This window comes from Microbacterium sp., from assembly GCF_035554235.1.
GTDB lineage: Bacteria > Actinomycetota > Actinomycetes > Actinomycetales > Microbacteriaceae > Microbacterium.
Genome location: NZ_DATMIO010000140.1, coordinates 1 through 16204, shown reverse-complemented (window position 1 = coordinate 16204; position 16204 = coordinate 1). Strand labels below are relative to the sequence as shown.

General features: G+C 68.2%; 15 protein-coding genes. 7 read left to right on the top strand and 8 right to left on the bottom strand.

The features are described 5' to 3' along the window. A partial coding sequence (locus VNT50_RS07360) for a coenzyme F420-0:L-glutamate ligase (RefSeq protein ID WP_325484459.1) occupies nt 1-412 on the bottom strand: 412 nt, incomplete at its 3' end. A gap of 17 nt (nt 413-429) precedes the next feature. Next, nucleotides 430-933 (bottom strand): GNAT family N-acetyltransferase, encoded by a 504-nt coding sequence (locus VNT50_RS07355; RefSeq protein WP_325484458.1) that lies wholly within the window; start codon nt 931-933, stop codon nt 430-432. 139 nt (nt 934-1072) lie between these two features. On the opposite strand from VNT50_RS07355, the gene VNT50_RS07350 reads away from it, so the two are divergent. From VNT50_RS07350 to VNT50_RS07340, 3 genes are all read left to right on the top strand, one after another. Next, nucleotides 1073-1633 carry an acyl-CoA thioesterase gene (locus VNT50_RS07350; protein ID WP_325484457.1) on the top strand — a complete coding sequence of 187 codons (561 nt, stop codon included), beginning with the start codon at nt 1073-1075 and terminating at the stop codon, nt 1631-1633. A 122-nt stretch (nt 1634-1755) separates the two neighbouring features. Then, on the top strand, nt 1756-2271 hold the full coding sequence (locus VNT50_RS07345; protein ID WP_325484456.1) for a hypothetical protein: 516 nt from the start codon (nt 1756-1758) through the stop codon (nt 2269-2271). Between the two features lie 71 nt (nt 2272-2342). Continuing rightward, nucleotides 2343-6005 (top strand): bifunctional proline dehydrogenase/L-glutamate gamma-semialdehyde dehydrogenase, encoded by a 3663-nt coding sequence (locus VNT50_RS07340; RefSeq protein WP_325484455.1) that lies wholly within the window; start codon nt 2343-2345, stop codon nt 6003-6005. 54 nt (nt 6006-6059) lie between these two features. Here the strand turns inward: VNT50_RS07340 and VNT50_RS07335 are convergent, their stop codons facing one another. Genes VNT50_RS07335 through VNT50_RS07325 form a run of 3 tightly spaced genes read right to left on the bottom strand, consistent with a single transcriptional unit; the run spans nt 6060 to nt 8741 of the window. Then, nucleotides 6060-6299 carry a hypothetical protein gene (locus VNT50_RS07335; protein ID WP_325484454.1) on the bottom strand — a complete coding sequence of 80 codons (240 nt, stop codon included), beginning with the start codon at nt 6297-6299 and terminating at the stop codon, nt 6060-6062. Continuing rightward, nucleotides 6296-7750: an MFS transporter gene (locus VNT50_RS07330; RefSeq protein WP_325484453.1), complete on the bottom strand. Its 1455-nt coding sequence runs from the start codon at nt 7748-7750 to the stop codon at nt 6296-6298. The genes VNT50_RS07335 and VNT50_RS07330 overlap by 4 nt, the downstream gene beginning before the upstream one ends. Nucleotides 7751-7754: 4 nt before the next feature. Then, complete coding sequence (locus tag VNT50_RS07325; protein ID WP_325484452.1) at nt 7755-8741, bottom strand: oxygenase MpaB family protein; 987 nt, start codon at nt 8739-8741, stop codon at nt 7755-7757. A 262-nt stretch (nt 8742-9003) separates the two neighbouring features. Between VNT50_RS07325 and VNT50_RS07320 the strand changes: the two genes are divergently transcribed. Next, nucleotides 9004-9885, top strand: a complete 882-nt coding sequence (locus VNT50_RS07320; RefSeq protein WP_325484451.1) for an IclR family transcriptional regulator — start codon at nt 9004-9006, stop codon at nt 9883-9885. A 19-nt stretch (nt 9886-9904) separates the two neighbouring features. On the opposite strand, the gene VNT50_RS07315 is transcribed toward VNT50_RS07320, so the two are convergent. The 3 genes from VNT50_RS07315 to VNT50_RS07305 form a co-directional block, all read right to left on the bottom strand. Next, nucleotides 9905-11413: an aldehyde dehydrogenase family protein gene (locus tag VNT50_RS07315; RefSeq protein WP_325484450.1), complete on the bottom strand. Its 1509-nt coding sequence runs from the start codon at nt 11411-11413 to the stop codon at nt 9905-9907. Then, entirely contained in the window at nt 11410-11616 is a 207-nt protein-coding gene (locus tag VNT50_RS07310) for a ferredoxin (RefSeq protein ID WP_325484449.1), read from the bottom strand. Before VNT50_RS07310 ends, VNT50_RS07315 begins: the two co-directional genes overlap by 4 nt. Nucleotides 11617-11736: 120 nt before the next feature. Then, entirely contained in the window at nt 11737-12489 is a 753-nt protein-coding gene (locus VNT50_RS07305) for an IclR family transcriptional regulator (protein ID WP_325484448.1), read from the bottom strand. Between the two features lie 177 nt (nt 12490-12666). Between VNT50_RS07305 and VNT50_RS07300 the strand changes: the two genes are divergently transcribed. The 3 genes from VNT50_RS07300 to accC are packed head-to-tail and all read left to right on the top strand — an operon-like array spanning nt 12667 to nt 16139. Then, complete coding sequence (locus VNT50_RS07300) at nt 12667-14205, top strand: hydroxymethylglutaryl-CoA lyase-like TIM-barrel protein (protein WP_325484447.1); 1539 nt, start codon at nt 12667-12669, stop codon at nt 14203-14205. Further along, on the top strand, nt 14195-14761 hold the full coding sequence (gene accB, locus VNT50_RS07295; RefSeq protein ID WP_325484446.1) for an acetyl-CoA carboxylase biotin carboxyl carrier protein: 567 nt from the start codon (nt 14195-14197) through the stop codon (nt 14759-14761). Before VNT50_RS07300 ends, accB begins: the two co-directional genes overlap by 11 nt. Further along, entirely contained in the window at nt 14754-16139 is a 1386-nt protein-coding gene (accC, locus tag VNT50_RS07290; RefSeq protein WP_325484445.1) for an acetyl-CoA carboxylase biotin carboxylase subunit, read from the top strand. Before accB ends, accC begins: the two co-directional genes overlap by 8 nt. Nucleotides 16140-16204: the final 65 nt, after the last annotated feature.

The following is a 16204-nucleotide window of genomic DNA, read 5'->3' as shown; positions in this document are numbered from 1 at the left end:
CGGAGATCAGGATGCCGAGGCGCACGCCCAGGCGCTCCCGAAGGCCCGCGGCGACGGCACGTGCCGAGGCGTCTGGATCTTCGGGGAGCAGCAGCACCGTGCCGTGCGGGGTGTTGGATGCGTCGACGCCGGCCGCCGCCGACACCATGCCGAGGCGGTTCTCCACGATCCGGGTGGTGTGCCCCGACGCTGCCGTGCGCGTTGCGACGACGCGCACGGTCTCGGATGTGATGGCGTTCTCGCGGTCGGCCGCCTCGACGATGCGACCCTCGGCCTTGGAGATGATCTTGGAGGTGACGACGAGGATGTCGCCGTCCTGGAGCGAGTCGCCCACGGCATCCGCGATCACGGCGACGAGATCGGTGCCGGGGGAGATCTCCGGGATGCCGGGCAGGGCCCAGATCTGCAGCACGTCAGGCCGTCGGCGAGTCAGCGGACGAAGCGCACCTCGGTGAGCGACTCGCCGAGGAAGGGCTCGACGTGGCTCGCGCCATCGAGAGCGAAGCCGTTGCGGGTGTAGAAGCGGTGCGCGCGGGGGTTGTCCTCCGCGACCCACAGGTAGATCGGCTCTCCCTCATCGACCGCGGCGTCGAAGAGCTTCTGGCCGATGCCCGTGCTGTGCCACGCGTCGAGCAGGTAGATGAAGTACAGCTCACGCGCGCGCGGGGCATCGTCGTCGCGGGCGGGGCCCGAGCCGACGAAGCCGACGATCTCGCCGTCGACGAGCGCGGCCGACATGCGGTACTCGGGGCCCTGGCTGGCCCAGTGCGTCCATAACTCGGCCATGCGGCGGGGCGACACTGCCTCAAGCGCGGCTTTGCTGATGAGGTGGTCGTAGGTTTCGTGCCAGCACGTCGCGTGGACCCGGCCGAGTGCCTCGGCATCCACGTCGCGCACCGGCCTCACGATGACGTCGGTCTGCAGTTCGGCCATGGCCAGACTCTACGCTCGGCGCGGCGTCGGAAGAAATCGAGCCGCCTCCCCGCGGAGCCCGAACACCGCGAAGGCCGGGACTGTCGAGAGTCCACAACCGAATCGGGGTTGAGGTGGCTCCTCAGTACCATCGCTCCTCGTGAATGTGATCTGGCGAACCCTCCTCACGATCTGGCGCGCGAAGGTGCTCCTGCGCCGTCGCGGACCCATCGATCCCGACTCGGTTGGCCGGGTGCGGCTGCGGACGCTGCCGACCGATCTCGACCTGCTCGGACACATGAACAACGGCCGCTACGGTTCGCTGTTCGATCTCGGTCGCTTCGACCTGCTCATCCGCACCGGCATCTGGAAGGTGCTCAAGGCGCGCGGCTGGTACGCGGTCGTCGCGAGCGAGACGATCACATTCCGCAAGTCGCTCGAGGCCTGGCAGTGCTTCACCGTGGAGTCGCGACTGCTCGGCCACGACGACCGAGCGGTGTACCTGATCCACCGGGCGGTGGTGGGCGGCGAGGTCTACGCCGAGATGATCGTGCGGGCGCGGTTCCTCCGCCGCTCGGGGGGAATCGTTCCCCACGAGGAGCTCTTCGAGGCCCTGCACCGTCCCGACAGCCTGCCGCCGCTCGCGCCGTGGATCCACGACTGGGCGTCGGGATCAGCGCTGCCCTCCACACGCCAGGCGGCGCCGAGCCTCTGGGAGTAGGCGCTCGCTAGCCCACGATGTTCGCGGGCGCAAGGGTGTTGCCGGGTGCTCGATCCTGCGGTTGTGTTCAGGAGCGCGCCGATGCGATCTCTTCCGGTGCGCAGCAGCGAAGGAGAGACATCGTGGACACATCCGTTCTCATCTGGGTCATCGTCGGCATCCTCGTCGTCGCGCTCATCGTCGTCGTCGTGATCATGCTGTCGCGCCGCCGCTCCGACCACGCGCGGCAGGCGCAGCACGACAAGGCCGAGAAGCTCCGCGTGGAGGCACGCCAGGCCGAACTGGCGGCGCAGGAGCGCGAGGCCAAGGCCGCGCAGGTGCGCGCCGACTCGGCATCCGCCGCGGCCACCGCGGAGCAGGCGAAGGCGCGAGCGTCGCAGGCGGAAGTGGATGCGGCGCGGCTCGCCGACAGCGTCGGCGAGCACGACGCGGATGCCGCGAAGCACCGTCAGGAGCAGGCCGAGGCGCTCCGCAAGGCCGACGAGATCGATCCGGCCGTGCCCGGCGACGCGGCACGCGGCAACGTTGCACGCGGCGACGCTGCACGCGGCGACGCTGCACGCAACGAAGACGACGTGCACAACACTGCGAGCGACGGCGTCACCGGCGACCCGCGCCGGGGAGCATCCGACCGCTAGCGTGCGGCGGGGGCGGGTTCGGGGAGGGGCACCCCCTCGGCCTAGGAGGGTGCGGAAGTAGGCTATGGGACATGTCCCTCACCCCTTCATCGGCGCCACAAGCGCCGGTTTCCGACCTGGCCGCGCGGGCCATCGAACTCGCGCAGCGCTGGGTGACCGAGAGCGATGACGCTCAGGTCGATCCCGCGGCAGAAAGACTCGCCGGCGTGCTCCGCGACCCCAACGGCCTCCCCTTCACCATCGGCTTCGTCGACGGAGTCATGCGTCCCGAGAGCCTCGTGGCTGCGGCATCCAATCTTCATCGCGTCGCGCCGCTCGTGCCCGATTTTCTGCCCTGGTACCTGCGCAGTGCGGTGCAGCTCGGTGGGACGATGGCGCCGCTCCTGCCCGCACCCGTCGTGCCGATCGCCCGCCGCGTGCTCCGCGAGATGGTCGGTCACCTCGTGGTCGACGCTCGTCCCGACAAGCTCGGCCCCGCGATCGCGAAGATCCGCGAGAGCGGCGCGAGGCTCAACCTCAACCTGCTGGGTGAAGCCGTGCTCGGCGAGCAGGAGGCGCTGCGCCGGCTCGACGGCATCCACGAACTGATCCGCCGTCCCGACGTCGACTACGTCTCGGTCAAGGTGTCGGCGATCGCGAGCCACATCTCGATGTGGGCGTTCGACGATGTGGTCGACAAGGTCGTCGAGCGGCTGATGCCCCTCTATCTGACCGCGGCGTCGGATTCCACGTTCATCAATCTCGACATGGAGGAGTATCGCGATCTCGACCTGACGATCGCGGTGTTCACCCGCATTCTCGAAGATCCCCGATTACGGCTGCTCGAGGCCGGCATCGTGCTGCAGGCCTACCTCCCCGACGCGCTCCCGGCGCTGCAGCAGCTGACGGCGTGGGCGAAGGCCCGCGTCGACGAGGGCGGCGCGCGCATCAAGATCCGGCTCGTCAAGGGCGCGAACCTCGCGATGGAACGAGTGGATGCCGTGATGCACGGCTGGTCGCTCGCAACGTACGACTCCAAGCTCGACTCCGACGCGAACTACCTGCGATGCCTCGACTACGCGCTCGAGCCCTCGCGCACGCGCGCGGTGCGGATCGGCGTCGCCGGGCACAACCTCTTCGACATCGCGTACGCGCTGCTGCTTGCCGACGAGCGGGGTGTGCGTCCGGATGTCGAGTTCGAGATGCTGCTCGGCATGGCGCAGGGCCAGGTCGCCGCAGTCGCCCGCGAGGTCGGGCACGTGCTGCTGTACGTGCCGGTCGTGCGGCCCGACGAGTTCGACGTCGCGATCAGCTACCTCGTGCGGCGCCTCGAAGAGAACGCATCGAGCGAGAACTTCCTCTCGGCCGCGTTCGGGCTGGCCGATGACGCGACGCTGTTCGCACGCGAGCGCGAACGCTTTCTCGCGTCGATCGAGCGGTCGCAGGATGCGGCGCTGCCGACGGGGCCGAACCGCACCCAGGACCGTCGCGCCCCCGTCGGTCCGACGCGCGCGGAGGCGCGCCTGCTGCGCGATGCCCCGGACGATTCCGACGCCAGCCTCACGCGTGCCGTGCTCCACATCGAGCCGCCCGCCGAGGAGTCCGTGTTCGGCGGCGACCACGTCTTCGAGACCGCCGTTTATGAGGCCCGCGAGTCCGCGCCGGCATCCGGTGCGCCCGGATTCCGCAACGCCCCCGACACCGACCCGGCGCTCCCGGTCAACCGGGAGTGGTCGCGCGACATCCTCGCCCGCATCGACGACTCGACCGCCGGCGACGCGACCATCGAGGCCGCGCGCATCGACGACGAGGCCGTGCTCGAGACCGTCATCGCCCGCGTGCAGGCCGCCGGGGCCGCGTGGGGTTCGCTCCCCGCGGCCGAGCGGGCCGTCGTGCTGCAGCGCGCCGGCCGCGCCCTCGAGGCTCGCCGCGGCGAGCTGATCGAGGTAGCCGCGTCGGAGACCGGCAAGGTCTTCGCCGAGGCGGATGTCGAGATCAGCGAGGCGGTCGACTTCGCGAACTACTACGCGTCCACGGCACGCGAGCTCGACAGCGTCAGCGGGGCCGTGTTCGAGCCATCCCGCCTGACCGTCGTGGCACCACCGTGGAACTTCCCGATCGCGATCCCGGCGGGCGGCGTGCTCGCAGCCCTCGCCGCAGGCTCGGGTGTCGTCTTCAAGCCGGCCCCCCAGGCGCGACGCTGCGCGGCCGTCGTCAGCGAGGCGCTGTGGGAGGCCGGTGTTCCCCGAGACGCGCTCGCCCTCGTCGACATCGAGGAGGGCGCTCTCGGCAGGCGGCTCATCGCGCACGAGGCGGTGGATCGCGTCATCCTCACGGGGTCGTGGGAGACGGCGGCCCTGTTCCGCTCGTGGCGGCCGGACCTGCCGCTGCTCGCCGAGACCAGCGGCAAGAACGCGATGATCATCATGCCGTCGGCCGACCTCGACCTCGCGGCGGCCGACCTCATCAAGAGTGCCTTCGGCCACGCGGGGCAGAAGTGCTCCGCCGCGTCGCTCGCGATCCTCGTCGGCCCCGTGGCGCATTCCAAGCGCTTCGCGCGGCAGCTGGTGGATGCGACCCGCTCGCTGCGGGTCGGCCCCCCGAGCGATCCGCTGTCCGAGGTGGGTCCGGTCATCGAGGCGCCGACGGGCAAGCTCGCGTGGGCGCTGACGACCCTCGACGAGGGCGAGAAATGGCTCGTCGAGCCGCGCCCGCTCGCGCCGCGGTCGATGGGCCACGGCGTCGATGTCGACGCGCGATACTGGTCGCCCGGCATCCGCACCGGTGTGCAGCCGAACTCGCGATTCCATACGGAGGAGTTCTTCGGGCCCGTGCTGGGTGTGATGCACGCGCACTCGCTGTCGCACGCGATCGAACTGCAGAACGCGGTCGCCTACGGCCTCACCGCGGGGCTCTACACGCAGAGCCCCGACGACCTCGCGGTGTGGCTCGATCGCGTCGAGGCGGGCAACCTGTATGTCAACCGCGGCATCACCGGCGCGATCGTGCAGCGGCAGCCGTTCGGCGGATGGAAGCGGTCGTCGGTGGGCGCGGGCACGAAGGCCGGCGGACCGAACTACCTCGTGGGCCTCGGCTCGTGGCGCGCCTCGGCCGGCGCGCCGCAATCATCGACGCTGCACCTGCGCGGGCTCGACTCGCGCATCGCAGCGGTCATCGAGGCCGCACAGCCCTCGCTCGACTTCGCCTCGTTCGAGTGGCTCCGCAGGGGTGCGCTGTCGGATGCCGTCGCGTGGGATCGCGAGTTCGGCCGGGTGCGGGATGTGTCGGGGCTCGGCGTCGAGCGGAACCTGTTCCGGTACCGGCCCGTGCCGGTCGCGCTGCGCGCGACGAAGGACGCCACGTGGCATGCGCTGCTTCGCGTCGTCGTCGCCGGGGTGCGTGCCGCGTCGGAGTTCACCCTGAGCGTTCCGGTCGGGCTGCCCGCCGAGGTGCGCCGGGTGCTGGGCGAGCTCGGGGTGGCCGTGTCGCTGGAGACGGACGAGGAGTGGCTCGCGCGGATGGCGGGCGGCGGGCGACCGGCGCGGGTGCGGCTGATCGGCTCGCCGGAGTCGGTGAAGCCGCTGCATCGGTCCCTTGCTTCTGCCGTGAATGGGGATCCCGACCTCGCGGTGTACGCGAACGAGGTCACGACGGCGGCGCGGCTCGAATTGCTGCCCTTCGTGCACGAGCAGTCGATAGCGATCACGGCGCACCGGTTCGGCAATCCGGATGGCTGGAGCGCCGAGGTGATCTGAGGGGGCATCCACGCCGCGCGTGATACGAGCGGGGTGGATGCGCCCCACAGGCGTCTAGGGGTGCTGACCGAACAGCAGGTCGACAGCGGCGGCCACCTCCGCCGCTCGCCCACGACCGGCCATCTCGCGGGCCCGCCGATTCAGCTGGAGTACCAGTGCACCGGCGAAGTCGTGGAGCGCCCGTTCGCAGCGGGGCGCCCGCTCGACCTCCGCGTCGACGATCCCCATCACGTAGGTGCGCAGGGTGACCATCGCCGACGCGAGCTCGGGATGCGACTCGACGACGCTCGTCATGACGCGCGGGCGGCCTCGGTCGGTTCGGGAGCCACGCCCGCCGGCTGCCGGCGGCCGATCGTCAGGGCGACGAGGGTCATCGCGATGAGGATGGCTATCAGGTAGACGATCGTCCAGGTCCACGCCGCCGGGGTGGGGGCGCTCGTCTCGGCGACCGAAGAGGACGACAGGATCGTCGATGCGATCACGGTTCCCACCGCGATCGAGATGTTCCGGATGACCTGGAGCACACCGATCGATTCGCTCGTGTTCTCGGCCGGGACGGCCTCGGCCATCAGGTTGTAGAGAGCAGCAGCCAGGAAGGTCAGGGCCACGGCACCCATCATGATGGCGAAGATCACGACTCCCGTCACCTTGTTCACTCCCGGCACCAGCAGGGGAGCGTAGGTCACGACTCCGATGACGGAGCCCGTCACCAGCACGGGACCGCCTCCGAATCGAGCGACGAGCCTGCCCACCCAGGGCGAGAGGATGAAGCCGATGATGGCCCCCACGAGCGTGAGCAGCCCGAAGGTCGACGCCGAGAGCCCGACACCGATCGGCAGTTCGGCGGGCGTCACGCTGATGACCGGGATCGCCACGCTCACCACAGAGAGCATCCCCAACCCGAGCAGCACCGTGGCGATGACCGTCCTCGCCACCAGGGGGTTCGCGAGGAACCGAAGGTTCACCATGGGCGAGGGGATCCGGAGCTCCAACCAGATCCAGAACAGGAGTACCGCGACCCCGCCCACCAGGCAGGTGAGAACGAGGGGTGCGAGGAACCCCTCGGATCTGGCGGTCGTCAGGCCGAACAGGATCGCCATCACCGCGGGGGCGAGGAGGATCGCTCCGAGCCAGTCGATCTCCCGGCTGCCGGCGTACGTGCGGGAGCGAGGCAGCACGAGCGCTCCGAGGACGAGGGCGACGAGGGCGAGGCCCGCCGAGACGGCGAACATCAGGTGCCATTGGCCCGCGTCGACGAAAAGGCCGCCCACGAATGTGCCCAGCCCCCCGGTGAGCACGGCGGTGGCGGTGATGATCGACACGGCCACCGGAACCCGCTTGGGCTCGAGAGCCTCGCGCGAGAGTCCGACCAGCAGTGGAACGATTCCCGCACTGGTCCCCTGCAACGCCCGAGCCACGATGAGGGCCGGGAACGTGCCGATGACGAGGCTGATGATCGAACCGATCACGGACAGCACTAAGAGGATCGCCAGTACCTTCTTGCGGCCGAAGACATCGCCGAGACGGCCTGCGACGATCGCGGACACCGCCCCGACGAGCACGAAGATCGTGATCAGCCACGAGACGCTGAGCAGATCGGTCTCGAAGTAGCCAGCGAGGTAGGGGATCGCCCCGATGATCATCGTCTGCTCGAAGACCCCCGCGGCCTCGATGACGATCATTGTGAGCATGAGGGGGAGGAACGCGCGCGTCTTCGGGGCGCGGTCGAACAGGTCGGTCGACACGGTCTCACGCCCCCTTCGACGCGAGGAAGGCGCGACGGACGGCGCGGGCGTTCAGGTAGAGGCCAAGCCCCTCGCCGCCCCAGTACATGCGCACCAGGCGATTGCCGAAGAACGGGATGCTCATGAGTGCCCAGAAAGGCAGCATCTTCACGCGCATCGCCGCCCATTTGCGGTCGTCGGATGCAGGTATCCCCGCCTGGTGCCGCATCACCGCGGGGGTCGCCGCATACGCGCTCTTGCCCAGCAGCGCTGCGACCCGCTTGGCGAAGAGGTGCTTGAGATCGCGGGGAAGCTCCAAGTTCGCCTTGACCTGCTCGTTGATCTTCACCAGCATCGCGTGATTGCCCGCGACATCTGAGCGGATCTCCTCGAGCGTCAGGAAAGTATCCTCCGGCAACGATCGGTAGTACTCCCGCACCTCGCTCGCCGAGGTCGGGATGTCATCGGGATTGCACCCCATGAGCAGAGCCCAGGGCTTGAACTCGGCCCAGTAGCGGTCGCGCTCGGCATCGCTCAGACGGTGGGGCAGGCGCCCCCGTCGAAAGGTCGTGGTCTCATACAGGCGGAGCATTCCGTGAGCGGCCGTGACGTGTGCGTAGAGCACCGTTTCGGGGTTCATCGCGCGGTACGGCTTGCCGGTACCGATCTGCAGCCCCTCGAAGCGGGAGTGATACTTGTGCAGGTGTCGGGCCACGGTCTGCACCGTGGCGGTGTCGGCGAGGTACGACTGGGTCGAGAGACCTGAGGTGCGCTGCGTGCGGGAGAGCAGCTTCTCCGCATTCATGGTGCCCTCGCGCACGGCCTTGAACACGGGGTCCCAGTCGAGCACGGTCGAGAGGATGACTCGATGGTGCGACTCCGACGCCCCCGACGTGAAGGCTCGGCCGGCAGCCGGCCCCGGCGTGGTGATGACCTGCCAGACGATCGAGTCGGGCGCGAAGATCCCGTAATCCGGTGTGCCGTCTTCGCGGAGCGAAGCGCCGGCCGGCACCGGAGCATTCCTGCCGCTGCGCCGCCAGCGCTGGATCGGCCCCCATCGCCCTTGAGCGATCTGGCGAGTGCGCGGTGGAGCTGAAAGGTCGGTCGTCATTGGTGAGCCCTCCTGAGACACGATCGTCGGCGTCGACGATCATCCGAGCTCAGCGGCCGCAACCCTCGAACTCGTGGTGGCCAGCGTAGAGCGTTTGCAGTACGCGTCGCAAGGATCGCATTATGCGAACGGTTGAGTAAGGGATCTGAGGGAGAATGGGCGGATGCCTCGCCCGTCACCACAGACCGACCGGATCATCCGCCTCCTGCAGCTGCTCGCCGACCAGCCGGACGAGGCGCGGTCCCTCGCGGAGATCAGTCGTTTCCTCGGCGTCGCGAAGCCGACCTGCTATCCGATGCTCGCCACGCTCACCGACGCGGGATGGCTCGTGCGGCATCCGACGAAGAAGACGTATCGACTGGGCCCGGCGCTGATCCCCCTCGGGTCGTCGGCGGCGGATTCGCTGGACGTCGTGGCGCTGGCGCGGCCGCTGATGGGCGAGCTGGCGGATGAGACGGCCATGACCTGCATCGCCGCGCTCCCGTCAGGGATCGGTCTCGTGCTGGGGGAGATCATCCACCCGTCACGTGGCGGCCGGCGCGACCTCAGCGTGCGGGTGGGTGACCGCTTCCCCGCGCGGCCGCCGTCCGGATTCGGCCTTGCCGCGTGGTCGCCGGAGGAGGTGCTCAACGAGTGGCTCGACCGAGGAGCTGAGCATCTCGGGGTGTCGCGCGACCACCTCCGCGCGCAATACGCACCGAGCCTGGAGACCGTCAGGCGGCGCGGCTTCTCGGTCGAGTGCCTGATGGCGACCGGCGACGCGGATCCTCTGACGAACCTCCGCGGGCTCGGTCTGGCAGGCCGCCCGGGCGTCTTCGGCCTTCTGGACGGGTTGACCCGCATCGAGATCGTGGATGAGATCGAACCGTCATCCGAGTATCAGCCGCTCTCCATCTCCTCGCCCGTCTTCGGGCCGGACGGTCTGCCGGTGCTGCTTCTCAGCGTGACCGATGCGGTGGAGGTCATCCGAGGGGACCGCCTCATCGACATCTGCGGCCACCTCAAGCGGGTTACCGACACACTCTCTGAATCACTGCGCCACTAGTTCATCGACATGTCGCGATTCACGTCGAAGCCTCGGCGTAGTCGGCGACACGCTGCCGGTGCGCGCTGCGAGCGGCCGCGAGAGTCTCGGTCAATCCACGCTGCAGATCGGGTGAGTTCAGGCCTGTGCCGACGAGTGGGCCGATAGCCGAGACGGATCCGTCATTGGCCACGATCGGCCGTCGGTGGGTGAAGGTATCGAAACCGAACTTGCCGTGGTACGCGCCGTGCCCGCTCTGTCCGACGCCGCCGAAGGGGGCGCCATGCGCACCGGCATGGGCGAAGCCGTCGTTGCGGGTCACACCGCCGCTCGTCGTGCGCGAGCAGAAGCGCTGGAAGTCCTCGTCGTCGGGGCCGTACCAATAGGCAGCCAACGGCGCGGGATTCGCATACACCGCCTCGATCGCATCATCGACGTCGCGGAAGGTGGAGATCGGCAGCACAGGGCCGAAGATCTCGTCCTGGTTGATGAGCGCATCATCCGGCACATCGAGGAGGAGCGTGGGAGGGATGAGCCGGCCGGCTGGATCCGGGAGCAGACCCCGCTCGCGAGGGTTCACGATGTCTATGCGCGTCGCGCCGCGGTGCACGGCATCGTCGATAAGCCCGATGATCCGCTCGTAGGCGGCGTCGTTCACGAGAGACACGACATCGGGATTGTCGATGTAGTGCGGGAAGTAGCCGAACAGCTTGTCGACGAGGGTCTCGACGAACCGGTCCTTGACCGACTCGTGCACCAGGACGTAGTCGGCGCACAGGCACACCTGTCCGCCGTTGGCCATGCGGCTGAGCGCCACCCTGTCGGCGGCGACGTCGATGTCGGCGTGCGCACTGACGACGACCGGGTTCTTCCCACCGAGCTCGAGGGTCACGGGAACGAGGTTCTTTCCCGCCGCCTGCTGCACGATCGATCCGACCCTGGGGGAGCCGGTGAACATGATGTGATCGAAGGGCAGTGCGACGAAGTCGTCGTTCACCTGCCCGTCGCCGGTCACCACCGCGACCTCGTCCTGGGCGAAGTTCTCCGCGATCGCCCGCCGCAGCACCTCGGCGGTGCGCGGGCTCGTCGAAGGCATCTTCAGCACGACTCTGTTCCCCGCGGCCAAGGCGGCGACAGCGGGCTGGACGGTGAGGGTGACGGGAAAGTTCCACGCACCGATCACCGCGACCACACCGAGGGGGTGCTGCTGGATGAAACCGCCGCTCTCCAGCGGTTGATCCTTCACCCAGTCGTCGAGGCCCGCGCTGATCTCCGCGGCGTCTGCGAGCGAGCCGAGCACATCGACGGCCAGACTGAATGCACTGGGTCGGCGGCCGAAGTCGGCATCGATGGCCGCGGTCAATTCGTCGGAGTGCTCCAGGAGGCTGAGCATGAGGCGGTCGATGCGGTTGCGCCGCGTTGCGACGGTCGGCGGTCCCTCCGCGTGGAAAGCTGCGCGCTGAAGGGCAAGCAGAGCGAGCAGTTCGTCGCGATCCGGGGACACGGTGGTGATGTCCGACGATCGGACCGACTGTGCGCTCGCGCTCACGGCGTACGCACGATGCTCAGGGCGGCAGCCGGGCAACTGGCCACGATGTGCTCGATCTCCTCCGCCTGACCCTCGGGGATGCTGTCATCGTGCACGATCAGGCTCCCGTCGTCGTCGACTTCGAAGCGATGGGGATCGATCGACTCGCAGATCCCGATGCCCGTGCACCGAGTCCGGTCCACTGCCACGTGCTGAACACTCATGATGACCTTCCGTACTTCATCGTCGGCGGTGCGGAGGGATGGCTCCGCTGCTTTCGCTGAATCGTAGGCGGATTCACTTGTGCGCACAAGCGGGGCCATGCCGAGATCGGGGGAGCGTGGTCAGAGCGCCGTCGAACCGCCAGGGGGACCTTCGGCGAGCGCGACTGCGGACAGCAGGGCCGCGACGAGTGCGGGCTCCGTGCGCTCGTAGCGGCCCGCGGGGGCAAGCACGGCGAGCGCCGCGACGACACGCCCCTCGGAACGGATCGGCGCGCTCACCGAGCGCACGTCCTCGCGGAACTCACCACGGTCGTAGACGATCCCCGCCTGCCGGATGCCCGCCATCTGCAATTCGAACGCGGCGCGATCGGGAACCGTGACGGGTGTCAATCGGGTGAAGTCGAGGCCATCGAGGATCGAGGTCCGCACCTCCTCCTCCGCGAATGCCAGGAGCACCTTGGCGCTCGCGCGGGCGTGCACATCGCCGGTGCGGCCCACCTCGAGTCCCGCGACGCGCACCGCCTGCGATCCCTCGATCGTCGCGAGGATGCGGATCTCCCCTCGGAACCAGCCGGTCAGATATGCCGTCTCCTGGGTGGTGTGGGCGAGCTGGGCGAGCGCCTGCCGATGACGAGGCTCGATCCGAGCCCGCAGCCCGGGAGCGTTCGCGATGTCGGCAACGGCGGCGCCGAGCACGTAGCGCTTACCCGCGTCTTTGAAAAGGAGCCTCTCGTGCTCGAGAGTCGCGAGCAGATGGTAGGCGGTCGGAACGGGAAGGCCCATGGATGCCGCGACCTCCGAAGCGGTGAGCCCCTGATCGGCCTGCGCGACGGCCAGCAGAATGCGGGAGGCGCGTTGCACCGATTGGATCATCTGCCGTTGCTTGGGCGGTTCGGATTGGCGGGTCTCGCGCTCGGGAGGCACTTCATCGACCACGTGCATCATCCCTCCGTGTCGCCGCAGCCGCGCTTGACACCGCCGCGTAGGAGCGATCATAGTGTGGCAACGTTGAAAACCCACTTTCAGAATGTGAAATCCATGGAGCGACCAGTGACGGACACCCCTGAATCGATCACGACGGTGATGAGCCGCGGCGGGCGGGCTGCGAATTCCCGTCGAGAGATCACGATCATCGACACGACCCTGCGCGATGCGCATCAGAGTCTCTGGGCCACACGGATGCGCACCGAGCACATCGTGCAGATGGCGGCGGACTTCGACCTGGTCGGTTTCGGGCAGGTCGACCTGGTCGCCCCGATCCAATTCGATGTGGCCGTGCGCTATCTCAAGGAGGACCCGTGGGAGCGGGTGCGGCTCGCCCATGAGCACGCGCCCAACAGCAAGTTCCGGGCGCTGATCCGCTCCAAGAACATCGCGGCGTTCGACTTCCTGGCCGACGATGTGATCGAGGCGTGGGTGGAGAGCCTGTTCGCGAACGGGTTCCGGGTGATCGGCTCGTTCGACGGACTCAACGACGTCGACAACATCGCCCCGGGGTTGATCCGCGCCAAAGAACTGGGGGCGTCCACGTTCGGTGCGGTGTCGTTCTGCGAGAGCCCCGTGCACACCGATGAGCTGTTCGTCGCGAAGGCGATCGAGCTGATCGAGAAGGCGGATGTCGACGCGATCATGTTGAAGGACGCGGGAGGGCTGCTCACGCCGGACCGGATCCGAACGCTCGTGCCGGCGTTGAAGGAGGTGATCGGCGACCGGTCTTTGGAGATCCACAGCCACTGCCTGACCGGTCTCGCGCCTCTGGTGTACCTGGAGGCGGTGGAGCTGGGGGCCGACGCCTTGCACACGTCGATCGCCCCGATGGCGAACGGCGCCGCTCAGCCGTCGACGCAAGACATCGTGAGCGATCTGCGTGCCCTGGGCTACACCGTGAACGTCGACGACGAGCGGATCGAGTCGATCAGTGGCCAGCTCGCCGAGATCGCCCGGGTGGAGAACAAGCCGGTCGGCCATCCGGTGGCCTACAACGGTCTGCACTTCATGCATCAGCTGCCGGGAGGCATGCTGTCGAACTTCCACTCCCAGCTGGCCACGGCGGGCCTGTCGCACCGATTCACCGAGTTGCTCCACGAAGTGGCAAGGGTGCGCGCAGAACTCGCCTTCCCGATCATGATCACCCCCTTCGCTCAGTTCGTGGGGACCCAGGCCGTGATGAACGTCATCTCGGGTGAGCGCTACGCGTTGGTGCCCAACGAGATCAAGAAGTACGCCCTCGGGTACTACGGAGAGCTTCTCGGTCCGATCGCGCCGGAGGTGCTCGAGAAGATCATCGCGAATGGGTCGTCGTCGATTCCGCTCGTATCCGCGCCGATCGCCCCGATGCTGCCGGCCCTGCGAAAGCGTCATCCCGACGAGAGCATCGACCTGCTCCTGCTCCGCGCGATGTTCGCGGGCACGCAGGTCGACGAGATGAAGAAGACGGTGGCCTCGGGCGGGAACCCGGATGAGATCTATGGACCGATCCTCGACCTCGTGAAAACCCTGTCGGCCAAGAGCGCGACGGGCACCCAGACACTGACCGCGGGAGACCTGCGGATCCGCATCGAGAAAGGGCAGAGCGAAGATGTCGCTTGACCAACCTGACATCCGGGAACTCCGGGCGCTCGTCGACTGGGTGAACCTCAGCGCCGACGTGCGAGAGCTGTCCGTCACCATCGGCGACGTGGAGCTGTTCATCTCTCGTGACCGTCAGTCGCCGCGCCTCGAACAGACATCGGCCGACTCGGCACCGGCTGTTCGGGCACCGGCTGCTCCTGCGCCGGCTGTTCCTGCGCAGGCACAGGTGGCGGCTGTTCCGGAGCCGGCGCCTGTCGGGGCTGTTCCGGAGGCCGTGCCGGTCGCGGCTGCCCCGGCGCCGCATGTGCCGACGGACGGACCCGCCGCGGATGAGGTGCTCATCAAGGCGCCGATGGTCGGCACCTTCTACGGATCCCCAAAGCCGGGAGATCCCCCGTTCGTCCAGGTCGGCGACACCGTGGCCGCCGACACGGTACTGGGAATCGTCGAGGTCATGAAGCTCATGAACAACATCGAGGCCAAGGTCGCCGGGAGCGTCGTGCGCATCCTGGTCGACAATGAGCAGGCCGTCGAGTACGGTCAGGCGCTCATGGTCATCCGCCGCCATGACTGAGCTCGGGAGCGTGCTGATCGCCAACCGCGGAGAGATCGCGCTGCGCGTGGTGCGAGCATGCCGAGAGCTGGGCATCCGCAGCATCGTCGCCCACTCCGAGGCCGACGCCGGCTCCCTGCCGGTGAAGCTCGCCGACCTCGCCGTGTGCATTGGGCCGGCGCAGGCGAAATCGAGTTACCGCGACCCACACGCCGTGCTCGGTGCCGCGCTGGCATACAAGGCCGACGCCATCCATCCGGGCTACGGGTTCCTCTCCGAGAACGCCGATTTCGCAGAGATGTGCGAGCGGGAGGGCGTGGGTTTCATCGGTCCCGCCTCGCATGTGATCAGACGCATGGGCGACAAGATCGAGGCGAAGATCATCGCCCGCCGCGCCGGCGTCCCCACCGTTCCGGGCTCCATCGGATCGATCGCAGAGTACGGCGAGGCGCTGGCTGTGGCGAGCGAGGTGGGCTACCCGTTGCTCATCAAGGCTGCCGCCGGAGGGGGCGGTCGGGGCATGCGAGTCGTGCAAGAGGCCGCGACGCTCGAGAGGGATCTCGCGGAGATCATGGCCGAGGCGGAGGTCGCGTTCGGCGACCCCTCGGTGTACATAGAGCGCTACCTCACCGACATCCGGCACATCGAGATCCAGGTCGTCTCCGATGGCAGCACGGTGCTGCACCTCGGCGAACGCGACTGCACCGCGCAGAGACGCAACCAGAAGCTGGTCGAGGAGTCGCCCTCTCCGGTCTTGGACGCCGAGCTCCGGCGGGGGCTGGCCGAGGCGGCCGTGGCCCTCTGCCGGGAGGTCGGCTACACGAACGCGGGCACCGTGGAGTTCGTGTTCGACAACATCGAACGCACGTTCTACTTCATCGAGATGAACACTCGCATCCAGGTGGAGCACCCGGTGTCGGAGATGGTGACCGGTATCGACCTCATCAAGCTCCAGCTGCAGATCGCGGGCGGTGCACCGCTCGAGCTCGCCCAGGACGACGTGTTCTTCCGCGGCCACGCCATCGAGTGCCGCATCAATGCGGAGGATCCCGAGAACGACTTCTCCCCCCACCCGGGCAGAATCGCCGAGTTCCGGGCACCGGGCGGATTCGGGATCCGGATGGACACCCACATCGAGAGTGGCTACAGCATCCCCCCGTTCTACGATTCGATGATCGGCAAGCTCATCTGCTGGGGAGCCGACCGTGACGAGGCGATCGCCCGCACCCTTCGCGCCCTCGACGAACTCGTCGTCGAGGGCGTCATCACGACCGCGTCCCTGCAAGCCAGGATCATCGACAGCCCGGAGTTCAGGAGCGGGGACTTCAACACGGCGTTCGTCGGTGAACTCCTCTCACCCGCGCGCCAGCTCACGCCCTCGCTCGTGCTCTCACCCTGAGGAGACTTCATCTCGCTCACCACAACGCTCCGGCGTCCCGTTATCGCCGATCTGATCGCCCGCCC